We start from the raw sequence: 23,387 nt of genomic DNA on the forward strand, positions 1-23,387 counted from the left end.
CGGCCGTTCGGCTTTTGTCCTTTAACCGATTGCAGAGGGTTCTTGATGAAAATGCTTCCCCTACGTGCGGCCATTGCAGCCGCGTTGCTGAGTGTCGCTGTTGGCGTCTCGGCCAAACCCCTGGTGGTCTGCACCGAAGCCAGTCCGGAAGGCTTCGACATGGTCCAGTACACGACTGCAGTCACAGCCGATGCGGTGGCCGAAACCATCTTCAATCGTCTGGCCGACTTCAAGCCCGGCACCACTGAAGTGATTCCGGCACTGGCCGACTCCTGGGAGATCAGCGAGGACGGTCTGACTTACACGTTCCACCTGCGTAAAGGCGTCAAGTTTCACACCACCGAATACTTCAAGCCGACCCGCGACATGAACGCCGACGACGTAGTCTGGAGTTTCCAGCGTCAGCTGGACCCGAACCACCCATGGCACAAACTGTCGAGCGTGGGCTTCCCGTACTTTGAAAGCATGGGCTTCAAGGAACTGCTGAAAAGCGTCGAGAAAGTTGACGACAACACCGTCAAATTCACCCTGACCCGTCGCGAAGCGCCGTTCCTGGCGGACGTCGCCATGGCCTTCTCCTCGATCTACTCAGCCGAGTACGCCGACCAGTTGCTCAAGGCCAACAAGACCGGCGACCTGAACAACAAACCGGTCGGCACCGGCCCGTTCGTTTTCCAGCGCTACAACAAAGATGCCCAGGTTCGCTTCAAGGCCAACCCGGACTACTTCCGTGGCAAGCCACCGGCTGATGCGCTGATCCTGGCCATCGCCACCGATAACAACGTGCGCCTGCAAAAACTCAAGGCCAACGAGTGCCAGGTCGCGCTGTATCCGAAACCGGATGACATCCCGAGCATCAAGAAAGACACCAACCTGAAGGTTGATGAGATGAACGCGATGACCGTTTCCTACATCGCCATGAACACCTCGCACAAATACATGAGCGATGTGCGTGTGCGTAAGGCCATCGACATCGCGTTCGACAAGGCGGCTTATGTCAACGCGCTGTTCGGCAAAGGAAACGCAACGGTGGCGGTCAACCCTTACCCGGACACCCTGCTGGGTTACAACCACGAGCTGAAAAACCCGCCACGTGATCTGGACAAGGCTCGCGCCCTGCTCAAGGAAGCGGGCGTGCCGGAGGGCACTGTTTTCACGCTGTTCACCCGGAACGGCGGCGGGCCGACCAACCCGAACCCGATGCTCGGCGCGCAGATGATGCAGGCTGACCTGGCCCAGGTCGGGATCAAGGTCGACATTCGCGTCATGGAATGGGGCGAAATGCTCAAACGCGCCAAAAACGGCGAGCACGACATGGTTTCCGCCGGCTGGGCGGGTGACAACGGCGACCCGGACAACTTCCTGACGCCTAATCTGAGTTGCGAAGCCGCCAAGAACGGCGAAAACTACGCGCGCTGGTGCAATGAGAAATTCCAGACCCTGATTGACCAGGCACGGGCTAAAGTGAACCCGGCGGAACGTGCAGCGCTCTACGAGCAAGCCCAGGAGGTTTTCAATCAGGACCAGCCATGGATCAACATGGCGCACACCCGTATGTTTACCGCAATGCGCAACAACGTAGAGGGCTATCACATTAGCCCCCTCACCACTAATAACTTCGCCACCACCCAGGTGAAGTAGATAAGAAACTACCGGCATTCCTGACCCAGGAATGCCGGGCACGCCTAACCGGCTGATGAGGTACCACACAAGATGTTTAGTTTTATTGCCCGCCGATTGGGGTTATTGATCCCCACATTCTTCGGCATCACCTTGCTGACTTTCGCGTTGATTCGCATGATTCCTGGCGACCCCGTGGAAGTGATGATGGGCGAACGTCGGGTCGACCCCGAAATGCACGCTCAGGCAATGGAACGCCTTGGCCTGAACAAACCGCTGTATGCCCAGTACCTGGACTACATCGGCAAGTTGGCCCACGGCGACCTTGGCGAATCCCTGCGTACCCGTGAAAGTGTCTGGACCGAGTTCAGCTCTCTATTCCCCGCGACCCTGGAACTGTCCATGGCCGCGCTGTTGTTCGCCGGCATCCTGGGCCTCCTGGCCGGGGTGATCGCGGCACTCAAGCGAGGATCCCTGTTCGACCATGGGGTGATGGGCATCTCCCTGGCGGGATACTCGATGCCGATCTTCTGGTGGGGCCTGATCCTGATCATGTTCTTCTCGGTATCCCTGGGCTGGACCCCGGTGTCCGGGCGGATCGACCTGCTCTATGACATCGAGCCGCGGACCGGCTTCATGCTGATCGACACGCTGCTGGCCGATGACGTCGGTGCGTTCTTTGATGCCCTGCATCACCTGATCCTGCCGGCCATCGTGCTGGGTACCATCCCGCTGGCCGTTATTGCGCGGATGACCCGTTCGTCGATGCTCGAAGTGCTGCGTGAAGACTACATCCGTACCGCCCGCGCCAAAGGCCTGTCGCCGTCGCGCGTGGTCTTTGTTCACGGCCTGCGCAACGCGCTGATTCCGGTACTGACCGTGGTCGGCCTGCAAGTCGGCACATTGCTGGCCGGTGCGGTTCTGACCGAAACCATCTTCTCCTGGCCCGGCATCGGCAAATGGCTGATCGAAGCCATTGGCGCACGGGACTATCCCGTGGTGCAGAACGGCATCCTGTTAATCGCCTGCCTGGTGATTCTGGTGAACTTCGTCGTGGACGTCCTCTACGGCTTTGCCAACCCACGCATTCGTCACCAGCGCTGAGATCATCATGACCATGACCACTCCAGCTTCAACTCAAAATCAAGCGGTAACAGTCGATCAAAGCCTGCTGTACCCGTCCCCTTACAAAGAATTCTGGCAAGCGTTTTCCAAGAACAAAGGCGCCGTTGCCGGCCTGATGTTCATGCTGCTGGTGATTTTCTGCGCGATTTTCGCGCCGTGGGTTGCTCCGCATAACCCGAGCGAGCAATACCGTGACTTCCTGTTGACCCCGCCGTCCTGGCTGGAGGGCGGGCAGATCCAGTTCCTGCTCGGCACCGATGAACTGGGTCGCGACCTGCTGTCGCGCCTGATCAACGGTTCGCGCCTGTCCCTGCTGATCGGCTTGTCGTCGGTGGTGATGTCGCTGATTCCGGGCATCCTTCTGGGCCTGTTCGCCGGCTTCTTCCCGAAACTGCTCGGCCCGACCATCATGCGTCTGATGGACATCATGCTGGCCCTGCCGTCCCTGCTGCTGGCGGTGGCGATTGTCGCCATCCTCGGCCCTGGCCTGATCAACACCATTATTGCCATCGCCGTGGTTTCGTTGCCGTCCTACGTTCGTCTGACCCGCGCTGCGGTGATGGGCGAATTGAACCGCGACTATGTGACCGCCGCGCGTCTGGCCGGTGCCGGTCTGCCGCGCCTGATGTTCGTCACCGTGCTGCCCAACTGCATGGCGCCGCTGATCGTTCAGGCCACCCTGAGTTTCTCTTCGGCGATTCTCGATGCCGCGGCACTGGGCTTCCTCGGCCTTGGCGTACAACCGCCAACCCCTGAGTGGGGCACCATGCTGGCTTCGGCTCGCGACTACATCGAACGCGCCTGGTGGGTGGTAAGTCTGCCTGGTTTGACCATTTTGCTCAGCGTGCTGGCAATCAACTTGATGGGCGACGGTCTGCGCGATGCGCTGGACCCGAAACTCAAGAACGCCGCCTGAGGAGATTCAAATGTCACTGTTAGAAATCAAGAATCTCAACGTTCGCTTCGGCGACAAGAACGCGGTTCCGGTGGTCGACGGGCTCGACATTACCGTGGACAAGGGCGAAGTCCTGGCCATCGTTGGCGAGTCGGGTTCCGGTAAATCCGTGACCATGATGGCGCTGATGGGCTTGATCGAGCACCCGGGGATCGTCACCGCCGACGCGCTGAATTTCGACGGCAAGAACATGCTCAAGCTCAGCAACCGTCAGCGTCGGCAAATCGTCGGCAAAGACCTGGCCATGGTCTTCCAGGACCCGATGACCGCGCTGAACCCGAGCTACACCGTCGGCTTCCAGATTGAAGAAGTGCTGCGCCTGCACCTGAAAATGTCCGGCAAGCAGGCCCGCGCACGCGCCATCGAACTGCTGGAAAAAGTGGAAATCCCGGGTGCCGCCAGTCGTATGGACGCCTACCCGCATCAGCTTTCCGGCGGTATGAGCCAGCGTGTTGCAATCGCCATGGCGATTGCCGGCGAACCGAAACTGCTGATCGCCGACGAACCGACCACGGCATTGGACGTAACGATCCAGGCGCAGATCATGGACCTGCTGCTGGCGTTGCAGAAAGAGCAGAACATGGGCCTGGTGCTGATCACGCACGACCTCGCGGTCGTGGCCGAAACCGCTCAGCGTGTGTGCGTGATGTACGCCGGCCAGGCGGTTGAAGTGGGTCAGGTTCCTCAGTTGTTCGACATTCCGGCACACCCTTACAGCGAAGCGCTGCTCAAGGCGATTCCGGAGCACAGCCTGGGTGCCACGCGCCTGGCCACGTTGCCGGGCATTGTTCCCGGTCGCTATGACCGTCCGCAGGGTTGCCTGCTGTCGCCACGCTGCCCGTATGTGCAAGACAGCTGCCGCGCCCAGCGTCCAGCCCTGGACCCGAAAAGCAACAGCCTCGCCCGCTGCTTCTACCCGCTGAATCAGGAGGTGGCGTAATGGCCGTCGTACTTACCGCCCGCGACCTGACCCGTCACTACGAAGTGTCCCGTGGCCTGTTCAAGGGCCATGCGACCGTGCGCGCCCTGAACGGTGTGTCGTTCGAACTGGAAGCCGGCAAGACCCTCGCCGTTGTAGGTGAGTCGGGCTGCGGCAAATCCACCCTGGCCCGCGCCCTGACGCTGATCGAAGAGCCCTCCTCCGGCTCCTTGAAAATCGCCGGGCAGGAAGTCGCCGGCGCCGACAAGGCTCAGCGCAAACAACTGCGCAAAGACGTGCAGATGGTGTTCCAGAGCCCTTACGCCTCGTTGAACCCTCGGCAGAAAGTCGGTGATCAACTCGCCGAGCCGCTGCTGATCAACACCAGCCTGAGCGCCTCGGAACGTCGCGAGAAAGTACAGGCGATGATGAAGCAGGTAGGCTTGCGTCCTGAGCACTATCAGCGTTATCCGCACATGTTCTCCGGCGGTCAGCGCCAGCGGATCGCCCTCGCTCGCGCGATGATGCTGCAACCGAAAGTGCTGGTCGCGGACGAACCGACCTCGGCGCTGGACGTATCGATTCAGGCGCAGGTGCTCAACCTGTTCATGGATTTGCAGCAAGAGTTCAACACCGCCTACGTGTTCATCTCCCACAACCTGGCAGTGGTGCAACACGTCGCCGATGACGTGATGGTGATGTACCTCGGCCGCCCGGTGGAAATGGGTCCGAAGAACGACATCTACGAGCGTCCTCTGCACCCGTACACCCAGGCGTTGCTGTCGGCCACCCCGACCATTCACCCGGACCCGAACAAGCCGAAGATCAAGATCGTCGGCGAACTGCCCAACCCGCTGAACCCGCCGTCCGGCTGCGCATTCCACAAGCGCTGCCCTTACGCGACCGAGCGCTGCAGCACCGAAGAGCCGGCCCTGCGCCTGCTCGACAGCCGTCAGGTGGCTTGCCACTACGCCGAGCAGTTCCTCGACGGCGCGGCATAAAAAAATGTGAGAGCGAGCCTGCTCGCGAAGGCGTTAACCCGGTCAACATCAATGTCGACTGACACGCCGCTTTCGCGAGCAGGCTCGCTCCCACAGCAATAGGTGAGCTGTTCAATAACCCCTTCTGCCCCGGCTGCGCATCAGCCGGGACAGAAGGGGTTTTCATTTGCCTGCGGTTTATGTCTGGCTGTCGCCTTCATCATCGCTGTCCGGTTCATCAGTGGTCGAATCATCGTCGTCCGCACTGCCGCCCTGCCCTTTGTCGCCTGGCTCCGACTCGGACGCGGCGATCATCAGCCCAGTGTGCGTCACCTGCCCACTCGAAGCCTGCTCACCATGGTCCGGGCATTCCGCCCAGGCCGCTGACATGCCAACCAACAGCAGTACCCAAACTTTCAGCAACAACACAATGCGTTGAAAAATGCTCATGGCTGATTCCATCCTTATCGCAGGTGAAACGTGGTGGCCCGACGGCACTGGTAGACATCCGGTCCCGATGGGGCGGGTTGGGTTCTCCAGATAGGACTCTAACGATGCGCGGGAAATGCCGTGGGTGGGGAGAACGGATTTGAATAATGCCTATAACCAGATCAGCTAAATTACGCGAGCTATCTGCGAGTTGCCTGGCAAACCAGTGGCATGGACAAGATCGCCAAGGCCGCACACCCAAGCCAGACACTATGCCCACCAAAGTGGCCATAAAGGTGGCCTCCAAGCGTCGGAGAAAGCAGCACACTCGCGCTCCAGCACATTGAGAAAAGACCAAAGTAGTGCCCGCTTTTACCCGCTTGTGCGCGCTTCATGACCATCACGTTCAAAGTGGGCATGAAGAGAATTTCGCCAAGCGTCCAGATAGCGGTCGAGAGGCAGAGATAAAACACACCGGCGCCCAAGGGCAACATGCCAAGCCCGCAGGCCAGCAAAATGCTGCCTGCCAGCAGCCGCCAGCGTGCGTTCCATTGCTCGCTCCAATGAGATATCGGGATTTGCAGTACCACCACCAGCACTGCGTTGAGCGCAAATTGCCAACCAATGACTTCAGCACCCAACCGATAGTAATCAAGTAAATAGTTGCCCAACATGCTGTAGACCGGCTCAAAGGCAAGACCGAGCAAGACTGAGGCCCCCAACAGCCAGAGGAAAGGCTTGTCGCGATACGGTACGCAAGAACCTGAAGCCCCCTCAGAGTCCTCATCCTGCCTCAGAATATCTCGCTGATGTGTCGCCCGAACAAACCAGACCAAGGCCAGCAGAGACATGGCGGCACTGAGAAAAAATACCCAACGAAAATCCGTCTGCGCCAGGACGCCACCCACCACTCCGGCAACTGCCATGCCCAAATTGCTGGCAACACGGTTCAATGACTGCGAGCGAGTCCGCTGTGCAACCTCGCAATACTCCATGATCAACCGCTGATGAAGGGTGCGAATCGCACCATCAAGTACCCCGCTGAACAGAAGCAGACCTGCCAACAAAAGCACATCTGTAACCAGTCCCAACAAGACCAAAATCCACGCTGAAACAAAAAACAGCGCGGCAGTGAGTCGAGCCGTCGGGAAATGCTCACTCAGCAGTCCTCCCCCCATCGACCCTATCAACAAGCCGGCTCCGTACCCGGACAACAACCATCCAACGGTTTCAATCGGCAACGCCAACGCCTGACGCAGGTACAACGCCATGAACAGCTTCACCATGGCGCTCAAACGGCTGATAAAAATCAACGCAGCAAGCACCCAGGCCATTGGGCAGAAATAGCCACTGAGCCGAATCGGGTAAATGTACCGATCAGTCATCCCATTGATCCAGGTTGCGCCTTACTTCGCTTTGGATGCCCTTTGAAGCGAAAGGAATATCCGAGCGAACCTCATGCTCTGCATCAAAAAAATATTGCGCTTGTAACCGCCCCTCGGCATCCAGACCCAGTAAAGGGTTATTGATCAGAAAGTGTCTGGTGGACACACAAAGCGCCCTTGTTCGAATCAACAACCGCCATTGACCGAATGCGTTTTCAGGAACAACTGCCGTCGTCCCAAAGCGTTTCTTGTACTGGAATGTTCCTTTGCTCAGAAATGGCTCGCAGCCCTGGAAGTCGACACAGTCAATCGCTGGATGGTCGGATGCCCACTCAAGGATCGCGTGGTAGACATAATTCTGCGCTCCATTGGCCCGGTAGACGGCGGCTCCCTCCTTCACTCCGATCAACCGCGCATTCAAGGTGCGTGTCGATTCATTAATCTGGGAAATACTGCCCGCCACCCACTCACCCTTTAAATGAACTCGAAACAACACGCCTTGTTTAAATAAGTCGAGATAAGCCGCTTGCTCCGGCACGCTTCGCGCAAAACACCCGTAACGGGCGCTCATTGTCGGGACGTGCATCGACCGATAGAACGCAAAGAAGTCTTTATCTTCAAACGACACATCGAAATCAAAACCTTGTCCGGCCAATTGAGTGCGACGCTTGTTTTCTCGATGGGAGAATTGGCTCAGTACCTGCTGCCATCCAGCTGAAACATCAACTTGCTGGTGAATCCTGCTCACGCCGACAATATCGCCAGGCTGCCGGTATTGCTGAATGACCTCCAAGGGAGCCATCAACAAGTACAAGTCGGTTCGATCCTGCTTTATGAAACCCTCAAGCTGGTGCCACTCCAGAGTTCCTTCCTGCTCTATATACGACTTTTCAAAAAAACACTGCGCCACAAACGGTGCGATATAAACCAAACCTTCCGCCACTCCTGCATAAACCAGGCATGCCGATTCTCCAGCTCTGGAGTCGCCCCGATAAACGCGAAAATGGCAGAGCGCTTTGCTGATCATGTGAGGATCAAAGCTCATGGATTACAAGGACTGCGAAGGATCTCCATCATCTCTTCAGCACTATCAATAAAAGACAAACCCTCTGTGGGAATGCCTTCAAAATCCCCCCCGCAATAGGTGCCCGACGCGTGGATGGTGCAACCGTCCATACCCTCAAGTAGTTGTCGATCAATTGCATTCAGGCAACCTGTCATGGCCATCACCAATGACCACTCTTTCAGATCACGAGGATCGGCTGGCAAGCTGACGGGCGTATTCGCGAGAAATTGAGCGCATTCACTGTAGCGCTGCATGCACTCATGAAGCGAAACGACTATTCCCGAGCCGCCATTGGCCCTGACCCGCGCAGTCATTTCCACTGCGGTAGGTGGCAGGTGTGTATAAAAAGTGTGTTCGAGTACTTCGTCTGGACTCCATGTTGTGGCAGGAAAGTGCGCAGACTCCGACTGCACCCATAAACCGTCGGCCCCCTGCTTATAGCGTGGAGCAGAAGCACCCTCAAAATTTCCGTCGAGCAAGTGCAGAACCATGTCGCTGGTTGCGAGGTGTTGAACCAACAAAAATGACGGAGTGGAAACCTGTGTCCCGTGACGCTTCATCACATCCACACCTGAGCAATATCCCAGAAGGCCATAAGCACTCGACACAGCATGCACATGCACGGTCTTGCGGTCAGTGTCCCAGGCGTCACCATACTCAAAATCAAAAAAAGCCCGGGCTTGATCAGAAAACCGGTAGTTCTCGAGTCGGAGGGAATGCCACAACTTCGAATCACCCAATGGACGACGATTGAAGAGATCCTTGAACTGTTGTCCAACAACCTTTACTGCTTCCGGCGACTCAGTATCCAGCACGAACACAGGATTCAAAGCACGCAATCGAGGATCGTCGTAAAGTTCGGATCTACGCAACTTTTCAGTCGTCAGGGCAGGCGTCAGCGTGACAATGCGTAACTGCTCTGGGTGGACCAGCTTGTTTTTAAGTGCCCGTAGAACCGCATCACGTAGAGCGATGGCTTTGTTTCCAGATGAGGGGGAAAACAACACAATACTGTCGCCGGTATCCTGAATATGGCGAATGGCGCGCGCAACGATCAGCGTCGAGGCAAAGGTCTTTGTGGTTTGAGTACTTGCGTTTTGCCTCAGGTCGAACAAACGCAACGGCATACCTCGGTAACGGCCCACCTCAAAAAATTGCGCAGTGGCGACAGAAAGAAAGGCCTGCATTCGCGGCTCCATTTCGGGCAGCTTCATGGAAGGCTCAAAAGCGTCGTCACGGATGCTGACTTCGAAACAGGGAGCACTGCTGACGATCAGATCGTAGTAACGTTCGATGACAGAAATGGGAGTCAGAGGTCGTTGGGTTGTCAGTGCAGCCGCATCGGTTTTCATTACGTCCATTTGTCTTGTGCTCCTGCTCGTGGAAAGTCGCTACTTGCGAAATGTCCACCGAAAGCTAGACGTCAACGACTTCCATGTCTCGCGTAAAAGACTAGAGAAGTAAAAAGCAGAGCCCAGCTACAGAACTCCGTAAAAACGCCTACAGAAATGCCTGACATACGCGTACTGACTCATCGCTTGATGACGTTCGCCCGCCTTGCGGAATTTCACGTCCTGCCAGCACTCGCGAAAGACGTCAACGATAATGCGGGCCGCCTGATAAACCGTGACGTCCTGACCACCATCGCGAGCTGGCTCGCCCCCACAGGGAATTGTGTCGGGCATGAAAAAGCCCCGGTGCTTTCACGACCGGGGCTTTTTATTTTGCGACTCAGCGCTTAGTGATGCTCACGCGTCGCACGGAATTTCACGTCCGGCCAGCGCTCTTCCATCAACGCCAGGTTGACCCGGGTCGGCGCCAGGTACGTCAGGTGACCACCGCCATCGACCGCCAGGTTTTCCACGGCCTTGACCCGGAACTCCTCGAATTTCTTCTTATCGTCGCAATCGATCCAGCGAGCGGAATAGACGGTGATCGGCTCGTAAGAGCACTCGACCTTGTATTCCTCTTTCAAGCGGCTGGCCACCACATCGAACTGCAGCACACCGACGGCGCCGAGGATGATGTCGTTGCTGCGCTCAGGGAAGAACACCTGGGTGGCGCCCTCTTCCGCCAATTGCTGCAAGCCTTGACGCAGTTGCTTGGATTTCAGCGGATCACGCAGGCGCACGCGACGGAACAGTTCCGGGGCGAAGTGCGGGATACCGGTAAAGCTCAGGGCTTCGCCTTCGGTGAAGGTGTCGCCGATCTGGATGGTGCCGTGGTTGTGCAGGCCGATGATATCGCCGGCAAACGCTTCTTCCAGTTGCTCGCGCTCGGAGGAGAAGAAGGTCAGCGCGTCGCCGATCCGCACGTCCTTGCCGGTGCGCACGTGGCGCATCTTCATGCCTTTTTCGTACTTGCCGGAGCAGATACGCATGAAGGCGATACGGTCGCGGTGTTTAGGGTCCATGTTCGCCTGGATCTTGAACACGAAGCCGGTGAATTTCTCTTCGACTGGCTCGACGGTACGCTCGTTGGCAACACGGGCCAACGGTTTCGGCGCCCAGTTGACCACGGCATCGAGCACGTGATCGACACCGAAGTTGCCCAGGGCAGTACCGAAGAACACCGGCGTCAGCTGGCCGTCGAGGAATTCCTGTTGATTGAATTCGTGACAGGCGCCCTGCACCAGTTCCAGCTGATCGACAAAGCGATCGTATTCATCGCCCAAGTGCGCGCGAGCTTCGTCGGAATCGAGCTTCTCGATAATTTTGACATCGGTGCGCTCGTGGCCGTGGCCCGCGGTGTACACGATGATGTAATCTTCGGCGAGGTGATAAACGCCCTTGAAGTCACGGTAGCAACCGATCGGCCAGGTGATCGGCGCTGCCTTGATCTTCAGGACCGCTTCGATTTCGTCGAGCAGTTCGATCGGGTCGCGGATGTCACGGTCGAGTTTGTTGATGAAGCTGACGATCGGCGTGTCACGCAGACGGCAGACGTCCATCAGCGCGATGGTCCGAGGCTCTACACCCTTACCGCCGTCGAGGACCATCAAGGCCGAGTCCACCGCCGTCAGGGTGCGGTAGGTATCTTCGGAGAAGTCTTCGTGGCCCGGGGTGTCGAGCAGGTTGATCATGTGGTCGCGATATGGGAACTGCATGACCGACGTGGTAATCGAGATACCACGCTGCTTTTCCATTTCCATCCAGTCGGAGGTGGCATGGCGGTCGGATTTACGGGATTTCACCGTGCCAGCAATCGCAATCGCCTTGCCCATCAGCAAGAGCTTCTCGGTGATGGTGGTTTTACCGGCATCGGGGTGGGAAATAATGGCGAAAGTGCGGCGTTTCGCGACTTCGGCGGCCTGTTTGGTCATGGGAAATCGCCTGGCAGGTGATTCAAAAAAGGGCGGCGAGTATAGCGCAAACCGACCGTCACGGACCACCGTTCGCCCTCTCGCCCATGGCGATCGACAGGTCCAACGGGAGATCCAGGGTGGCTAATTGCTGCTAACTATGGAACCTTTTAAAAGGTGCAGACGTCCACTCCCCTGTTACAGCTCTCGTAGCAGGGTTTGAAAAACCTGCAAGTTAGCCTGACGAGGCTGCGCTTATGGCTCGATCTCATGCGGTTGCATCAGCATGAAGAGCTGCTTCTCGCGAACGTTGTTTTTCCCGGCAGCCAGGAATGGCATGCCACACGGGACTGCGTTCGCCGACAAAGAAAAAAGGAGTCCGCCTGTGGCTATTCGCTATGGCAAGGGGCTGATAGGAGGTGCGGTTGTCGTCGCTCTCCTGGCCCTGCTGGTCCATTGGATTGGCATCAACACGATCGAACATTACCGCGACGATTTGTTGTTTTACCTGCAAGCTCACTTGATCCTTGTCCTTGTCTCCATGCTGGCCGCCCTCGTTGTGGGCATCCCCGCCGGTATCTTCCTTAGCCGCCCGAGCATGGTGGGCCGCGCTGAACGCTTAATGCAGATCTTCAACATCGGCAACACCGTGCCGCCTCTTGCCGTACTGGCCATCGCCCTGGGGATCCTCGGCATCGGCAGCGGCCCCGCGATCTTCGCGCTGTTCCTCGCCTCGCTGTTGCCGATTGTGCGCAACACCTATGAAGGCCTGAAAAACGTTCAGGGTTCCCTCAAGGAAGCGGCCGTCGGGATCGGCATGACACCGACGCAAGTGCTGTGGCGGGTCGAACTGCCGAACGCCGTGCCGATCATCATCGGCGGCGTGCGTGTGGCCTTGGCGATCAACGTCGGGACGGCACCGCTGGCGTTCCTGATCGGCGCCAACAGCCTGGGCAGCCTGATTTTCCCTGGCATCGCCCTGAACAATCAGCCGCAACTGCTGCTCGGCGCGGCCTGCACCGCCCTGCTGGCCTTGCTGCTCGACGGCCTGGTGACACTCGCCAGCCGCCTCTGGCTCGAACGCGGCTTGCGCCCGTCTTAAGCCTCGGCAAAGGAAATCTCATGAAAAAAATATGCTTGTTTCTAGGCTGCGCCCTGCTGTTCGCAGGAATCGCCCAAGCCGCAGAAAAACCGGTCATCCGCATCGGCGCCCGGGTGTTCACCGAACAAACCCTGCTGGCGGAAATCACCTCCCAATACCTGCGCACCAAGGGTTACGACACTCAGGTGACCGGCGGTCTGGGCAGCAACCTGGCCCGAAGCGCCCAAGAAAGTGGTCAGCTGGATTTGATGTGGGAATACACCGGCGTCTCGCTGGTGGCTTACAACCACATCACCGAGAAGCTCGACAGTGCGCAGTCCTACGCCAAGGTGAAGGAACTCGACGCGAAAAAAGGCCTGATCTGGCTGACTCCGTCGAAATTCAGCAACACCTACGCCCTGGCCCTGCCGGAAACCACCGCGAAGGCTTACCCGCAGATCAACACCATCAGCGAGCTGAACACGGTGCTGCAGGCTGAGGCCAAGACCAATCATCTGGTGGCGCTGGATACCGAGTTCGCCAACCGTTCCGACGGTCTGGACGGCATGGTCGATCTCTACGGCATGAACCTGTCCCGCAAGAACATTCGGCAGATGGATGCCGGTTTGGTCTACACCGCCCTGCGCAATGGCCAGGTGTTTGCCGGTCTGGTCTACACCACCGACGGTCGCTTGAACGCCTTCAAGCTCAAACTGCTCGAAGACGACAAGCACTACTTCCCGGACTACACCGCCGCGCCAGTTGTGCGTCAGGACTACCTCGACGCCCATCCAAAACTGGCGGAAGAAATAAAGCCGCTGGCTGAACTGTTCGACGACGCCACCATGCGCCAGCTCAACGCGCGGGTCGATGTCGATCACGAAAGCCCTTCATCCGTTGCCGCAGACTTTCTGCGCCAGCATCCCTTGAACTGAGGAGGAAAAGACATGGAATTTCTGAACGCCTTTTCCCATCTCGACTGGCCGCTGGTGCTGCACCTGACCTGGCAGCACATCACCCTGGTCGGCATCGCCGTGACATTGGCGATCCTCGTGGGCGTGCCGTTGGGCGTGCTGATGACGCGCTTCCCGACCCTCGCCGGCCCGCTGCAAGCCAGCGCCACGGTGCTGCTGACCGTGCCGTCGATTGCGCTGTTTGGCCTGTTGCTGCCGTTCTACTCGAAATTCGGCCAGGGCCTCGGTCCGATGCCGGCAATCACGGCGGTGTTTTTGTACTCGCTGCTGCCGATCATGCGTAACACCTACCTGGCGCTGACCGGCGTCGAACCGGGCATTCGCGAAGCCGCTCGCGGCATCGGCATGACCTTCGGCCAGCGCCTGCGCATGGTCGAACTGCCCATCGCCGTGCCGGTGATCCTCGCCGGTGTGCGCACCGCCGTGGTCATGAACATTGGTGTCATGACCATCGCCGCGACCATCGGTGCCGGTGGCCTCGGTGTACTTATTCTCGCTTCAATCAGCCGCAGCGATATGTCGATGCTGATCGTCGGCGCCGTGCTGGTCAGTCTCCTGGCCATCTTCGCCGACCTGCTTCTGCAATGGCTGCAACGCACGCTGACTCCAAAAGGACTGCTCAAATGATCGAACTTCAAAACCTCAGCAAGACCTTCCAAAGCAACGGCAAAGATGTGAAAGCCGTGGACTCGGTAAGCCTGACCGTCAATGAAGGCGAAATCTGCGTATTCCTCGGGCCATCGGGCTGCGGCAAAAGCACCACGCTGAAAATGATCAACCGCTTGATCAAGCCGACCTCGGGCAAGATCCTGATCAACGGCGAAGACACCACCGACCTCGACGCCGTGACCTTGCGCCGTAACATCGGTTATGTGATCCAGCAGATCGGCTTGTTCCCGAACATGACCATCGAGGAAAACATCACCATCGTTCCGCGCCTGTTGGGCTGGGACAAACAGAAATGCCACGACCGCGCCCGCGAGTTGATGAGCATGATCAAGCTGGAACCCAAGCAGTACCTGAATCGCTACCCGCGTGAGTTGTCCGGCGGTCAGCAGCAGCGGATCGGTGTGATTCGGGCACTGGCGGCCGACGCGCCGTTGTTGCTGATGGACGAACCCTTCGGCGCGGTCGACCCGATCAATCGCGAGATGATCCAGAACGAGTTCTTCGAGATGCAACGGGCGCTGAACAAGACCGTGATCATGGTCAGCCACGACATCGACGAAGCGATCAAGCTGGGCGACAAGATTGCAATCTTCCGCGCTGGCAAGCTGCTGCAGATCGATCACCCGGACACGCTGCTGGCGCACCCGGCGGATGACTTTGTCAGCAACTTCGTTGGCCAGGACAGCACCCTCAAGCGTCTGTTGTTGGTGAAAGCCGAGGACGCGGCGGATAACGCACCGTCGGTGAGTCCGGAAACCCCAGTGGCCGAGGCCCTGGAGTTGATGGACGAACTGGACCGTCGCTATGTGGTGGTCACCGATGGTGAGAACAAGGCGCTGGGTTATGTACGACGTCGCGACCTGCACCGTCAGACAGGGACTTGCGCGCAGTACTTGCGTGAGTTCAACGCCACGGCGGCGTTTGACGAGCATTTGCGCATCCTGCTGTCGCGCATGTACGAGTTCAACCGCTCGTGGTTGCCGGTGATGGATGCGGAGCGGGTGTTCCTGGGGGAAGTGACTCAGGAATCGATTGCCGAGTACCTCAGTTCCGGCAAGTCCCGTGGGGGCAAGACCAGTATCGTTTCGCCGGCCGAGACTGCGCTGGCCTGACCCTAATCTGTCGCCGCCTGTTTGATAACCAGGCGGCGATATGGACGCCGCTTTCAACGTCTTAGTGAGGGTTGCATTTATTGTCACCCTGCAGCTCCATTATTACCTCATGAGCGACGTACGGGCGACGCGGTTCAAGGCTCCAGGTCGCCTTGTTCGCGGCGATGTCAGGGGAATCAAGATGACAGGCGAGTTGACGGCGCATGGTGCTGCCGATGTGATCGAAATTCCATTCCTTACTGGAATTGTTAGCCGCCAGATTGGCTAATTCCGCAAATACCACATTTGTTTTCCCCACTCCGGCTTTCCTTCCGCACTCGGTTGGTGTCACCGTCAGTGATGAGATGGTTCCCAGCACTGGCTCTTTGTAGTCGTCAATCCACACAGCCTTCTCGATGTATTTGTCACAGGACCGATTGTCGACCGGCGGTGCAACGACCTGATCGCCCGGGTAATAGGCAAATTTGGCATCCTCGACGATCGTGCGCGGCATTTGTACTTTTATGACTGGTTTCCAGCCGCCTTTACCAGATGGAATCTCCTCGTTCCATCTACGCTGGTCATCCTGAGCGAGCGCGCGACCCGCGAAGCTTTTGCCATTCGTCTCAACGAAGTCGATGCCACCGATATACGTAAATGCTGCGATAGGCAGTGCCTTAAATACCTGATTTGCAACTGTCGCCGGGTTTGTATCATCTGGGTCGGGAGAATCAAAATGGGTCCTGCTGAGGTTCCAGTCTCTTTTCCAAAAATTATCGTCAGGCCAAACGCGCAGTCGCAACTCCGTCTGAGTGGTTTGAGCTCTGATTTTTTCTTCAGGATCATGGGCTATCAATTTCCGCCCTTCAATAAAGGCATTAAAAGCATCCGCCTTATTGAACGTTCCAAAATAATCTGCGGTCGTATCGAACCCACATTGAAATCGATGAGCCTTGATAGGATCCGGATCCTTGGTCTGACGATCAAAATAAGCCATCCAGCCCGAGGCGCTACTGATCTTAAGCTTTTGACAATAATCCTCTTGAACACCAACGGTATTGTTGATGTCGCCATCCTGAAAATAATCACCACAACCGTTATTGTTTCGATTATAAGTCCAGGCATCAATAGGAAACGCACAAAGCACTGTGACTTTGAATTGGTCATTTTCATTTATAAAATCATTAGGTATCAAAGCAAAACCATTAAACTTAAGCAAACCCAGACCATCGTATTCCGCGTCCTTGCGCAGATAGGAAGCAGACACGCCTCCATTGGAAACAACACCGTTGCCACCCGCCTCAGCGTTATGCGAGTTCGGACCAGCATTCCATGGACGGAATACTTTTTTGCTGTCCGTCCCCCGAAGAATCAATCCGGAACAGTCAGATGCAAGCCTTCCGCTGCCACAATCCCTGGCGGTGAGACGATACCAATACTCCATCAGCGTTGCCGTATCTGTGCCGGGACTTGCTTGCAAGAGAGGAGAGCCAGCGGCAACTCCTACCATCAAAGTGACGCGCGCCGCTTTTAACAATACATTATTAAACACATTAGTCTCCCATTGCGTTATTTAGGAAAACGCATGACACGTGCGAAATCCGACACACTAAAACGCGCAGGGAAGTACTCACCCTAATAATGGCAATGCATCTATGACCGTACGAGCGAATTCCATTCGACCAAAATTTTCAACTCGCTTTCGATCTGGAGTATCGGATAGATGAGGAGAGCGATCTACTGACACAAACAACAGGTTACAGCAGGTTTTAATATCATTTTTGAAACACCCGGAAAGTTTAAATAACCTTTTCGACTATAGAGAGATATTCAAACGATCATTACTTATGCGGTGCTCAATTTGTTTCCGTGGAGGGGATCCGCATGAAGATAACTCAACAATTAGAGAGTTACCGGTGTTTGGGCAAGTACCTAAGGGTCGGCCAACCCTGCTGTCGCCGGATCTAGTGCCTTCGCGAGCAGAATCGTGATGGCGCACCACAAATCCCGCTGCCCCCCTCAAATTTCCCTACCAAGGGAACATCACACTGTCATGCAGGTCGGTTACATCAGTAGCTATCCAGGGCCGCACGACGGAAGCGTGCAAAAACGCGACATTTTTTGTTGATCTCAAGCCCCTCACGCCCTAAAGTTCGCGCCGAACGTCCATGCTGGAAACGATCCATCCGGCTCAAGTACTGACGACGAGACAGCAAGGCCAAGGGAAAGCACCGCCTCCCGTGGCCTTTTTGCTTTCGGCGACATGCCTTGGGAAGTAGGCGAACCAAAGTGGGGATACGGAGGACGTTCAGGAGGGTGTGTCATCAATGAAATCACGAGTGATTTCATTGATGACACACCCTCGCACCCATTGTTAATTACAGTTTGCCAGTAGGAGTTCCCAGCATGTCGATCAACGTCGAAGACTATTTCGCGCGCGATACCTTCAACAAAATGAAGGCGTTTGCCGACAAACAAGAAACCCCGTTCGTGGTGATCGACACCGCGATGATCAGCCAGGCCTATGACGACCTGCGCGCCGGTTTCGAATTCGCCAAGGTCTACTACGCGGTCAAGGCCAACCCGGCCGTCGAAATCATCGACCTGCTCAAAGAGAAAGGCTCGAACTTCGACATCGCGTCGATCTACGAGCTCGACAAAGTGATGAACCAGGGCGTTGGCCCGGATCGCATCAGCTACGGCAACACCATCAAGAAATCCAAGGACATCCGCTACTTCTACGACAAGGGCGTGCGTCTGTATGCCACCGACTCCGAAGCAGACCTGCGCAACATTGCCAAGGCTGCGCCGGGTTCGAAAGTCTACGTGCGCATCCTCACCGAAGGCTCGACCACGGCTGACTGGCCTTTGTCGCGCAAATTCGGCTGCCAGACCGACATGGCCATGGACCTGCTGATCCTCGCCCGCGACCTGGGCCTGGTGCCTTACGGCATCTCGTTCCACGTCGGTTCACAACAGCGCGACATCAGCGTCTGGGACGCGGCGATCGCCAAGGTCAAAGTGATCTTCGAACGCCTGAAAGAAGAAGACGGCATCCACCTCAAGCTGATCAACATGGGCGGCGGCTTCCCGGCCAACTACATCACTCGCACCAACAGCCTGGAAACCTACGCCGAAGAAATCATCCGTTTCCTCAAGGAAGACTTCGGTGATGACCTGCCGGAAATCATCCTGGAGCCAGGCCGTTCGTTGATCGCCAACGCCGGCATCCTGGTCAGTGAAGTGGTGCTGGTGGCGCGTAAATCCCGTACCGCCGTCGAGCGTTGGGTTTATACGGATGTGGGCAAGTTCTCCGGCCTGATCGAAACCATGGACGAAGCGATCAAGTTCCCGATCTGGACCGAGAAGAAAGGCGAGATGGAAGAAGTGGTCATCGCCGGCCCAACCTGCGACAGCGCCGACATCATGTATGAGAACTACAAGTACGGTCTGCCGCTGAACCTGGCCATCGGTGATCGTCTGTACTGGCTGTCGACCGGTGCCTACACCACCAGTTACAGCGCGGTTGAATTCAATGGCTTCCCGCCGTTGAAATCGTTTTACCTGTAAGCGCTAAAGCGACAATCAAAAAGCCCATGACGTGTCATGGGCTTTTTTGTGTCTGAAATCCTCTCCCCCGGCACTCTACAGCGCTTGCAGGGGGACGAGCTCCCGCTCAAGGTCGGCGCAGCGCTGAGCGTAATCGGTAGCCAATTCGCGAACTTGCCCGTTCTGCGCAGTCAACAACGTCTGACTCGCCACCCGCAGGAAATTTATATTTCCGCCGTCCCGCGCCTTGCGTAACCAACCCAGCGCTTCTTCGATATGCCCCTCGTCGGCCAGCACAGCGGCATGACTGAACTGCCCACGAAAATCACCACCGACCGCCGAGCGTCGATACCACTCACGCGCAGCTTGCGGATCCGCCGGACAGCCCCGTCCTTCTTCCAGATAACGACCGAACAGGTTCATCGACTTCGCATGGCCCAGTTCTGCGGCGCGACGATAAAAACTCAGCGCTTGCACCTGATCCTCCATCACACCTCGCCCGGTCGCCAGCAGATTGGCGTAGTTGTACATCGCCCAATCCAGCCCGGCGTCGGCGGCGATTCGATAATGCTGCGCGGCAACCGAAGCGTCTGCCGCACACCCCCAGCCATGTTCATGACAACGACCGAGCATGTTGCGCGCCATCAGATGCCCGCGCCGGGCGGCAATCCCGAACCAGCGCACGGCCAGCGGCTGGTCCTGCCCGATGCCATTCCCGTCCAGCAGAATCTGCCCGAGCAAGGCTTGAGCATCGAGAATGTTTTCACGGGCAGCGATCAGAATCGCCTGGGCTGCACGAGCGGGGCTTTCTTCCAGCATGGCTTTGAGCGAATCACCGTCGAGGACTTCCTCGCGGCGCAATTGGAAACTCATACGTCGACCCAACGACGCAACAGGTTGTGATATGTGCCCGTGAGGCGGATCAACGACGGGTGATCGGGCATGTCCTGAGTCAATTGCTGGATCGCCCCGTCCATCTCGAACAGCAATGCGCGCTGACTGTCTTCGCGCACCAGGCTTTGGGTCCAGAAGAACGACGCATAGCGGGTGCCGCGGGTGACGGCGTTGACCTTGTGCAGACTGGTGCCGGGATACAAAACCATGTCGCCGGCCGGCAATTTCACGCGCTGGGTGCCGAAGGTGTCCTGGATTTCCAGTTCGCCGCCGTCATAGTCCTCCGGTTCGCTGAAAAACAGCGTCGCCGACAGGTCGGTGCGGACCCGCTCGATACCGCCCTTGGGCTGACGCACGGCGTTGTCGATATGGAAGTCGAAACTGCCGCCCGCCGTGTAACAGTTCAGCAACGGAGGAAACACTTTGTGCGGTAAAGCCGCGGACATGAACAGCGGATTTTTCCACAGCCGCTCAAGCATCGCCGCCCCCACTTCCTTGGCCAGCGGATGACCTTCAGGCAACTGCAGGTTGTGCTTGGCTTTGGCCGACTGGTAGCCGGCGGTGATTTTGCCATCGGCCCAATCCGCCTGCTCCAGAGCCTCGCGAATGCGCTGCACTTCTTCTTTCGCGAACACGCCGGGAATGTGCAGCAGCATGGGAGGACACCTGGAGGTAAAGAGGCGGCAATGGTATTGATTCTTATTGACTGTGTAAAACCCCGCGACGAACGAATCATCAAAAACCGTAAGGTCAAATTGTAAAGAATGTAAATTCCTCGCGAATAGTAACGTTTCGCAATTGATACAAATACGCGTCTACCCTATATTCCGCGGCCTCAAATCCTTGGGGAGGGGAATTCACATGTCACGCCAACACTCACATTTACCGGTCAGTTCACCGCGTTTGCTCGCGTCTGCAATTGGCGTGGCGATCACGGCCGGTTCTGCCGGCCACATGGTTTTCGCAGCCGAAAAGGCCGACGAAAAAGCGCCGGGCAATGCGATTTCCCTGGGGGCGACCTCCATCACTGGCGAAGCCCAGGATGCGACTTCCTACAACGTTGAAAAAGCCTCCTCGCCCAAGTACACCGCACCGCTGGTGGACACACCGCGCTCGGTCACCGTCATCCCGCAGCAAGTGCTCAAGGACACCGGCGCCCTCAATATGCAGGATGCGCTGCGCACCGTTCCGGGCATCACCTTTGGTGCCGGTGAAGGTGGAAACCCACAAGGCGACCGTCCGTTCATTCGTGGTTTCGACGCTCAGGGCGACACCTATCTGGACGGCGTGCGTGACACCGGTTCGCAGAGCCGCGAGATCTTCGCCGTAGAGTCCATCGAAGTCAGCAAAGGTCCGAACTCGGCCATTGGCGGCCGTGGCGCGGCGGGCGGCAGCATTAACCTGGTGAGCAAAAAGGCCCACTTGGGCGACTCGTTCGACGGTGGTTTTACCTGGGGTTCGGACCAGACCCAGCGTTACACCCTGGACGGCAACTACCAGTTCACCGACACCGCCGCTGGCCGTCTGAACCTGATGAGCCACGAAAGCAATGTCGCCGGCCGTGACAGCGTCGATTACGACCGCTGGGGCATCGCGCCGTCGCTGGCATTCGGCCTGGGCACCGACACCCGGGTCAACCTCGATTACTACCATCTGGAAAGCAACGACACGCCAGACTCGGGCATTCCGTACACCATCCCTGTCGCAGGTTCCGCCGCCCGCACCAAGTCGAATCCGGACAAGCCGTTCGCCGGCGGCGATCACAGCAACTTCTACGGGCTGGATCGCGATTTCCGCAAGGGCCGCACCGACACGGCAACCTTTGCCATCGAGCACGACCTGAGCGATGCGCTGACCGTCAAGAACACCCTGCGCCACGGCAGCAGCATGCAGGATTACATCCTGACCCAGCCGGACGACAGCAAGGGCAACGTGAACAACGGCAGCGTCTGGCGCCGGGCCAACACCCGCGTGAGCAACACCGAGACCACCACGAACCAGACCGATCTGTTTGGTGACGTCTACATTGCGGGCTTCAAGAACAGCTTCGCCACCGGCATCGAGCTGAGCCGCGAGGAAAGCCAGAAATCCTCGTACAACGTCAACGTCGACACCACCCCGAGAACCGCGGCGTCGACCACCAACTGCTCGCCGGCACTGATCGGCGCGCCAAGCGGCTACAACTGCACCTCGCTGGCCAACCCGAACCCGAATGACCCATGGAACGGTGCGATCTCGCGGAACTACGCCGGCACTGATACCGAGTCCGATACCTACGCGTTGTATGTGTTCGACACCCTAGAGTTGTCCGAGCAATGGCTGGTGAACATGGGCCTGCGTTACGACCATTTCGACACCAAATACAAAACCTACAACGCATCCAGCGTGACCACGTCCAAAGGGGATGACGTCAGCGAGTTCGTGACCGGCCAGTTCGGCGTGGTTTACAAACCGGCCGAAAACGGCAGCATCTACGCGTCCTACGCCACCTCCGCCACGCCACCGGGCAACACGCTGGGCGAAGGTCAGGAAGGCAACCCGTTGGGCGGCACGCCGGATCGCAACGGCAATCTGCTGAGCAGCGACATGGAGCCGGAAACCACCAAGAACTACGAAATCGGCACCAAGTGGGACTTGCTGAACGATCGCCTGTCGTTGACCGCCGATATCTTCCGCACCGAGAAAGACAACGCCCGCGTCCAGGTCGACACCACGTCCTATGAAAACGCCGGTAAAACCCGCGTGCAGGGCATCGAATTGTCGGCCAGCGGCAAGATCACCGAAAAATGGCAAGTCTTCGCCGGTTACGCCTACATGGACAGCGAGCAAGTCGACGGCGGCCCGCTGGGTAAAGCCAACGATGGCAACGAACTGCCGAACACCCCGAAAAACAGTGCCAGCCTGTGGACGACCTATCAGGTCACGCCGAAGCTGACCATCGGTGGTGGTGCGTTCTATGTCGACGACGTCTTCGGCAGCGTGGCCAACACCACCATGGTCGAGTCCTATGTTCGTTACGACGCAATGGCTGCCTACAAGTTGAGCAAAAACGTCGATCTGCAACTGAACGTGCAGAACCTGACCGACGAAACCTACTACGACAAAGCCTTCTCGACCCACTTCGCCAACCAGGCGGCTGGCCGCACGGCATTGCTGAGCACCAACTTCCACTTCTGATCAATGTAGGAGCGAGCCTGCTCGCGAATGGATGGTTGCCGCACCTCATCTGTGGCGACGGCTACAGCCTTCGCGAGCAGGCTCGCTTGTATGGTAGGACTTGAAGGGAGGAGGAGGGACAAGGCTCGATTCTGACTGTTGACGCAGTACAGACTGTGGGAGATTTCGCCTC

At 57.5% G+C, this 23,387-nt stretch carries 19 protein-coding genes; 11 read left to right on the plus strand and 8 right to left on the minus strand.

The window, feature by feature from the left end; all coding sequences use genetic code 11:
• Positions 1-45: 45 nt before the first annotated feature.
• The 5 genes from FBY01_RS08415 to FBY01_RS08435 all read left to right on the plus strand — a co-directional run bounded on the left by FBY01_RS08415 (position 46) and on the right by FBY01_RS08435 (position 5,620).
• Positions 46-1,641, plus strand: a complete 1,596-nt coding sequence (locus FBY01_RS08415) for an ABC transporter substrate-binding protein (RefSeq protein ID WP_077747406.1) — start codon at positions 46-48, stop codon at positions 1,639-1,641.
• A gap of 72 nt (positions 1,642-1,713) precedes the next feature.
• Positions 1,714-2,724, plus strand: a complete 1,011-nt coding sequence (locus FBY01_RS08420) for an ABC transporter permease subunit (protein ID WP_038978933.1) — start codon at positions 1,714-1,716, stop codon at positions 2,722-2,724.
• Between the two features lie 7 nt (positions 2,725-2,731).
• Positions 2,732-3,661, plus strand: coding sequence for an ABC transporter permease subunit (locus FBY01_RS08425; RefSeq protein ID WP_370654429.1), 930 nt, complete (start codon positions 2,732-2,734; stop codon positions 3,659-3,661).
• Between the two features lie 10 nt (positions 3,662-3,671).
• Positions 3,672-4,640, plus strand: coding sequence for an ABC transporter ATP-binding protein (locus FBY01_RS08430; RefSeq protein ID WP_010463418.1), 969 nt, complete (start codon positions 3,672-3,674; stop codon positions 4,638-4,640).
• On the plus strand, positions 4,640-5,620 hold the full coding sequence (locus FBY01_RS08435; RefSeq protein ID WP_010463420.1) for a peptide ABC transporter ATP-binding protein: 981 nt from the start codon (positions 4,640-4,642) through the stop codon (positions 5,618-5,620). Before FBY01_RS08430 ends, FBY01_RS08435 begins: the two co-directional genes overlap by 1 nt.
• 177 nt (positions 5,621-5,797) lie before the next feature.
• On the opposite strand, the gene FBY01_RS08440 is transcribed toward FBY01_RS08435, so the two are convergent.
• From FBY01_RS08440 to FBY01_RS08465, 5 genes are all read right to left on the minus strand, one after another.
• A complete protein-coding gene (locus FBY01_RS08440) occupies positions 5,798-6,049 on the minus strand; it encodes a hypothetical protein (protein WP_145306994.1) in 252 nt (83 codons plus the stop codon).
• Positions 6,050-6,228: 179 nt separating this feature from the next.
• The gene (locus tag FBY01_RS08445) at positions 6,229-7,413 is read right to left on the minus strand and encodes an MFS transporter (RefSeq protein ID WP_145306996.1); all 1,185 of its coding nucleotides are present in this window, start codon (positions 7,411-7,413) and stop codon (positions 6,229-6,231) included.
• Positions 7,406-8,440 carry a hypothetical protein gene (locus FBY01_RS08450; protein WP_256664401.1) on the minus strand — a complete coding sequence of 345 codons (1,035 nt, stop codon included), beginning with the start codon at positions 8,438-8,440 and terminating at the stop codon, positions 7,406-7,408. Before FBY01_RS08450 ends, FBY01_RS08445 begins: the two co-directional genes overlap by 8 nt.
• 14 nt (positions 8,441-8,454) lie before the next feature.
• Positions 8,455-9,840 carry a DUF6002 family protein gene (locus FBY01_RS08455; RefSeq protein ID WP_145306998.1) on the minus strand — a complete coding sequence of 462 codons (1,386 nt, stop codon included), beginning with the start codon at positions 9,838-9,840 and terminating at the stop codon, positions 8,455-8,457.
• 377 nt (positions 9,841-10,217) lie between these two features.
• Positions 10,218-11,801, minus strand: a complete 1,584-nt coding sequence (locus tag FBY01_RS08465) for a peptide chain release factor 3 (protein ID WP_145307002.1) — start codon at positions 11,799-11,801, stop codon at positions 10,218-10,220.
• Positions 11,802-12,165: 364 nt separating this feature from the next.
• Here FBY01_RS08465 and FBY01_RS08470 point away from each other — a divergent pair, with 364 nt between their 5' ends.
• Genes FBY01_RS08470 through FBY01_RS08485 form a run of 4 tightly spaced genes read left to right on the plus strand, consistent with a single transcriptional unit; the run spans position 12,166 to position 15,616 of the window.
• Complete coding sequence (locus FBY01_RS08470; protein ID WP_145307004.1) at positions 12,166-12,882, plus strand: ABC transporter permease; 717 nt, start codon at positions 12,166-12,168, stop codon at positions 12,880-12,882.
• Positions 12,883-12,902: 20 nt separating this feature from the next.
• Complete coding sequence (locus tag FBY01_RS08475) at positions 12,903-13,796, plus strand: glycine betaine ABC transporter substrate-binding protein (RefSeq protein WP_145307006.1); 894 nt, start codon at positions 12,903-12,905, stop codon at positions 13,794-13,796.
• Positions 13,797-13,808: 12 nt separating this feature from the next.
• The gene (locus tag FBY01_RS08480) at positions 13,809-14,462 is read left to right on the plus strand and encodes an ABC transporter permease (RefSeq protein ID WP_010463438.1); all 654 of its coding nucleotides are present in this window, start codon (positions 13,809-13,811) and stop codon (positions 14,460-14,462) included.
• Positions 14,459-15,616: a betaine/proline/choline family ABC transporter ATP-binding protein gene (locus FBY01_RS08485; RefSeq protein WP_010463440.1), complete on the plus strand. Its 1,158-nt coding sequence runs from the start codon at positions 14,459-14,461 to the stop codon at positions 15,614-15,616. The genes FBY01_RS08480 and FBY01_RS08485 overlap by 4 nt, the downstream gene beginning before the upstream one ends.
• A 61-nt stretch (positions 15,617-15,677) precedes the next feature.
• Here FBY01_RS08485 and FBY01_RS08490 read toward each other — a convergent pair whose 3' ends face one another.
• Entirely contained in the window at positions 15,678-17,147 is a 1,470-nt protein-coding gene (locus FBY01_RS08490) for a DUF2599 domain-containing protein (RefSeq protein WP_238706146.1), read from the minus strand.
• Between the two features lie 854 nt (positions 17,148-18,001).
• Here FBY01_RS08490 and FBY01_RS08500 point away from each other — a divergent pair.
• Positions 18,002-19,165 (plus strand): type III PLP-dependent enzyme, encoded by a 1,164-nt coding sequence (locus tag FBY01_RS08500; RefSeq protein WP_010463443.1) that lies wholly within the window; start codon positions 18,002-18,004, stop codon positions 19,163-19,165.
• Between the two features lie 75 nt (positions 19,166-19,240).
• Here FBY01_RS08500 and FBY01_RS08505 read toward each other — a convergent pair whose 3' ends face one another.
• Positions 19,241-20,017, minus strand: coding sequence for a tetratricopeptide repeat protein (locus FBY01_RS08505; RefSeq protein ID WP_145307008.1), 777 nt, complete (start codon positions 20,015-20,017; stop codon positions 19,241-19,243).
• A complete protein-coding gene (locus FBY01_RS08510) occupies positions 20,014-20,694 on the minus strand; it encodes a Fe2+-dependent dioxygenase (RefSeq protein ID WP_010463447.1) in 681 nt (226 codons plus the stop codon). The genes FBY01_RS08505 and FBY01_RS08510 overlap by 4 nt, the downstream gene beginning before the upstream one ends.
• Before the next feature lie 205 nt (positions 20,695-20,899).
• On the opposite strand from FBY01_RS08510, the gene FBY01_RS08515 reads away from it, so the two are divergent.
• The gene (locus FBY01_RS08515; protein WP_083375039.1) at positions 20,900-23,215 is read left to right on the plus strand and encodes a TonB-dependent siderophore receptor; all 2,316 of its coding nucleotides are present in this window, start codon (positions 20,900-20,902) and stop codon (positions 23,213-23,215) included.
• Positions 23,216-23,387 lie beyond the last annotated feature (172 nt).

The organism is Pseudomonas sp. SJZ077 (assembly GCF_007993905.1).
Taxonomy (GTDB): Bacteria; Pseudomonadota; Gammaproteobacteria; order Pseudomonadales; family Pseudomonadaceae; genus Aquipseudomonas; species Aquipseudomonas mandelii.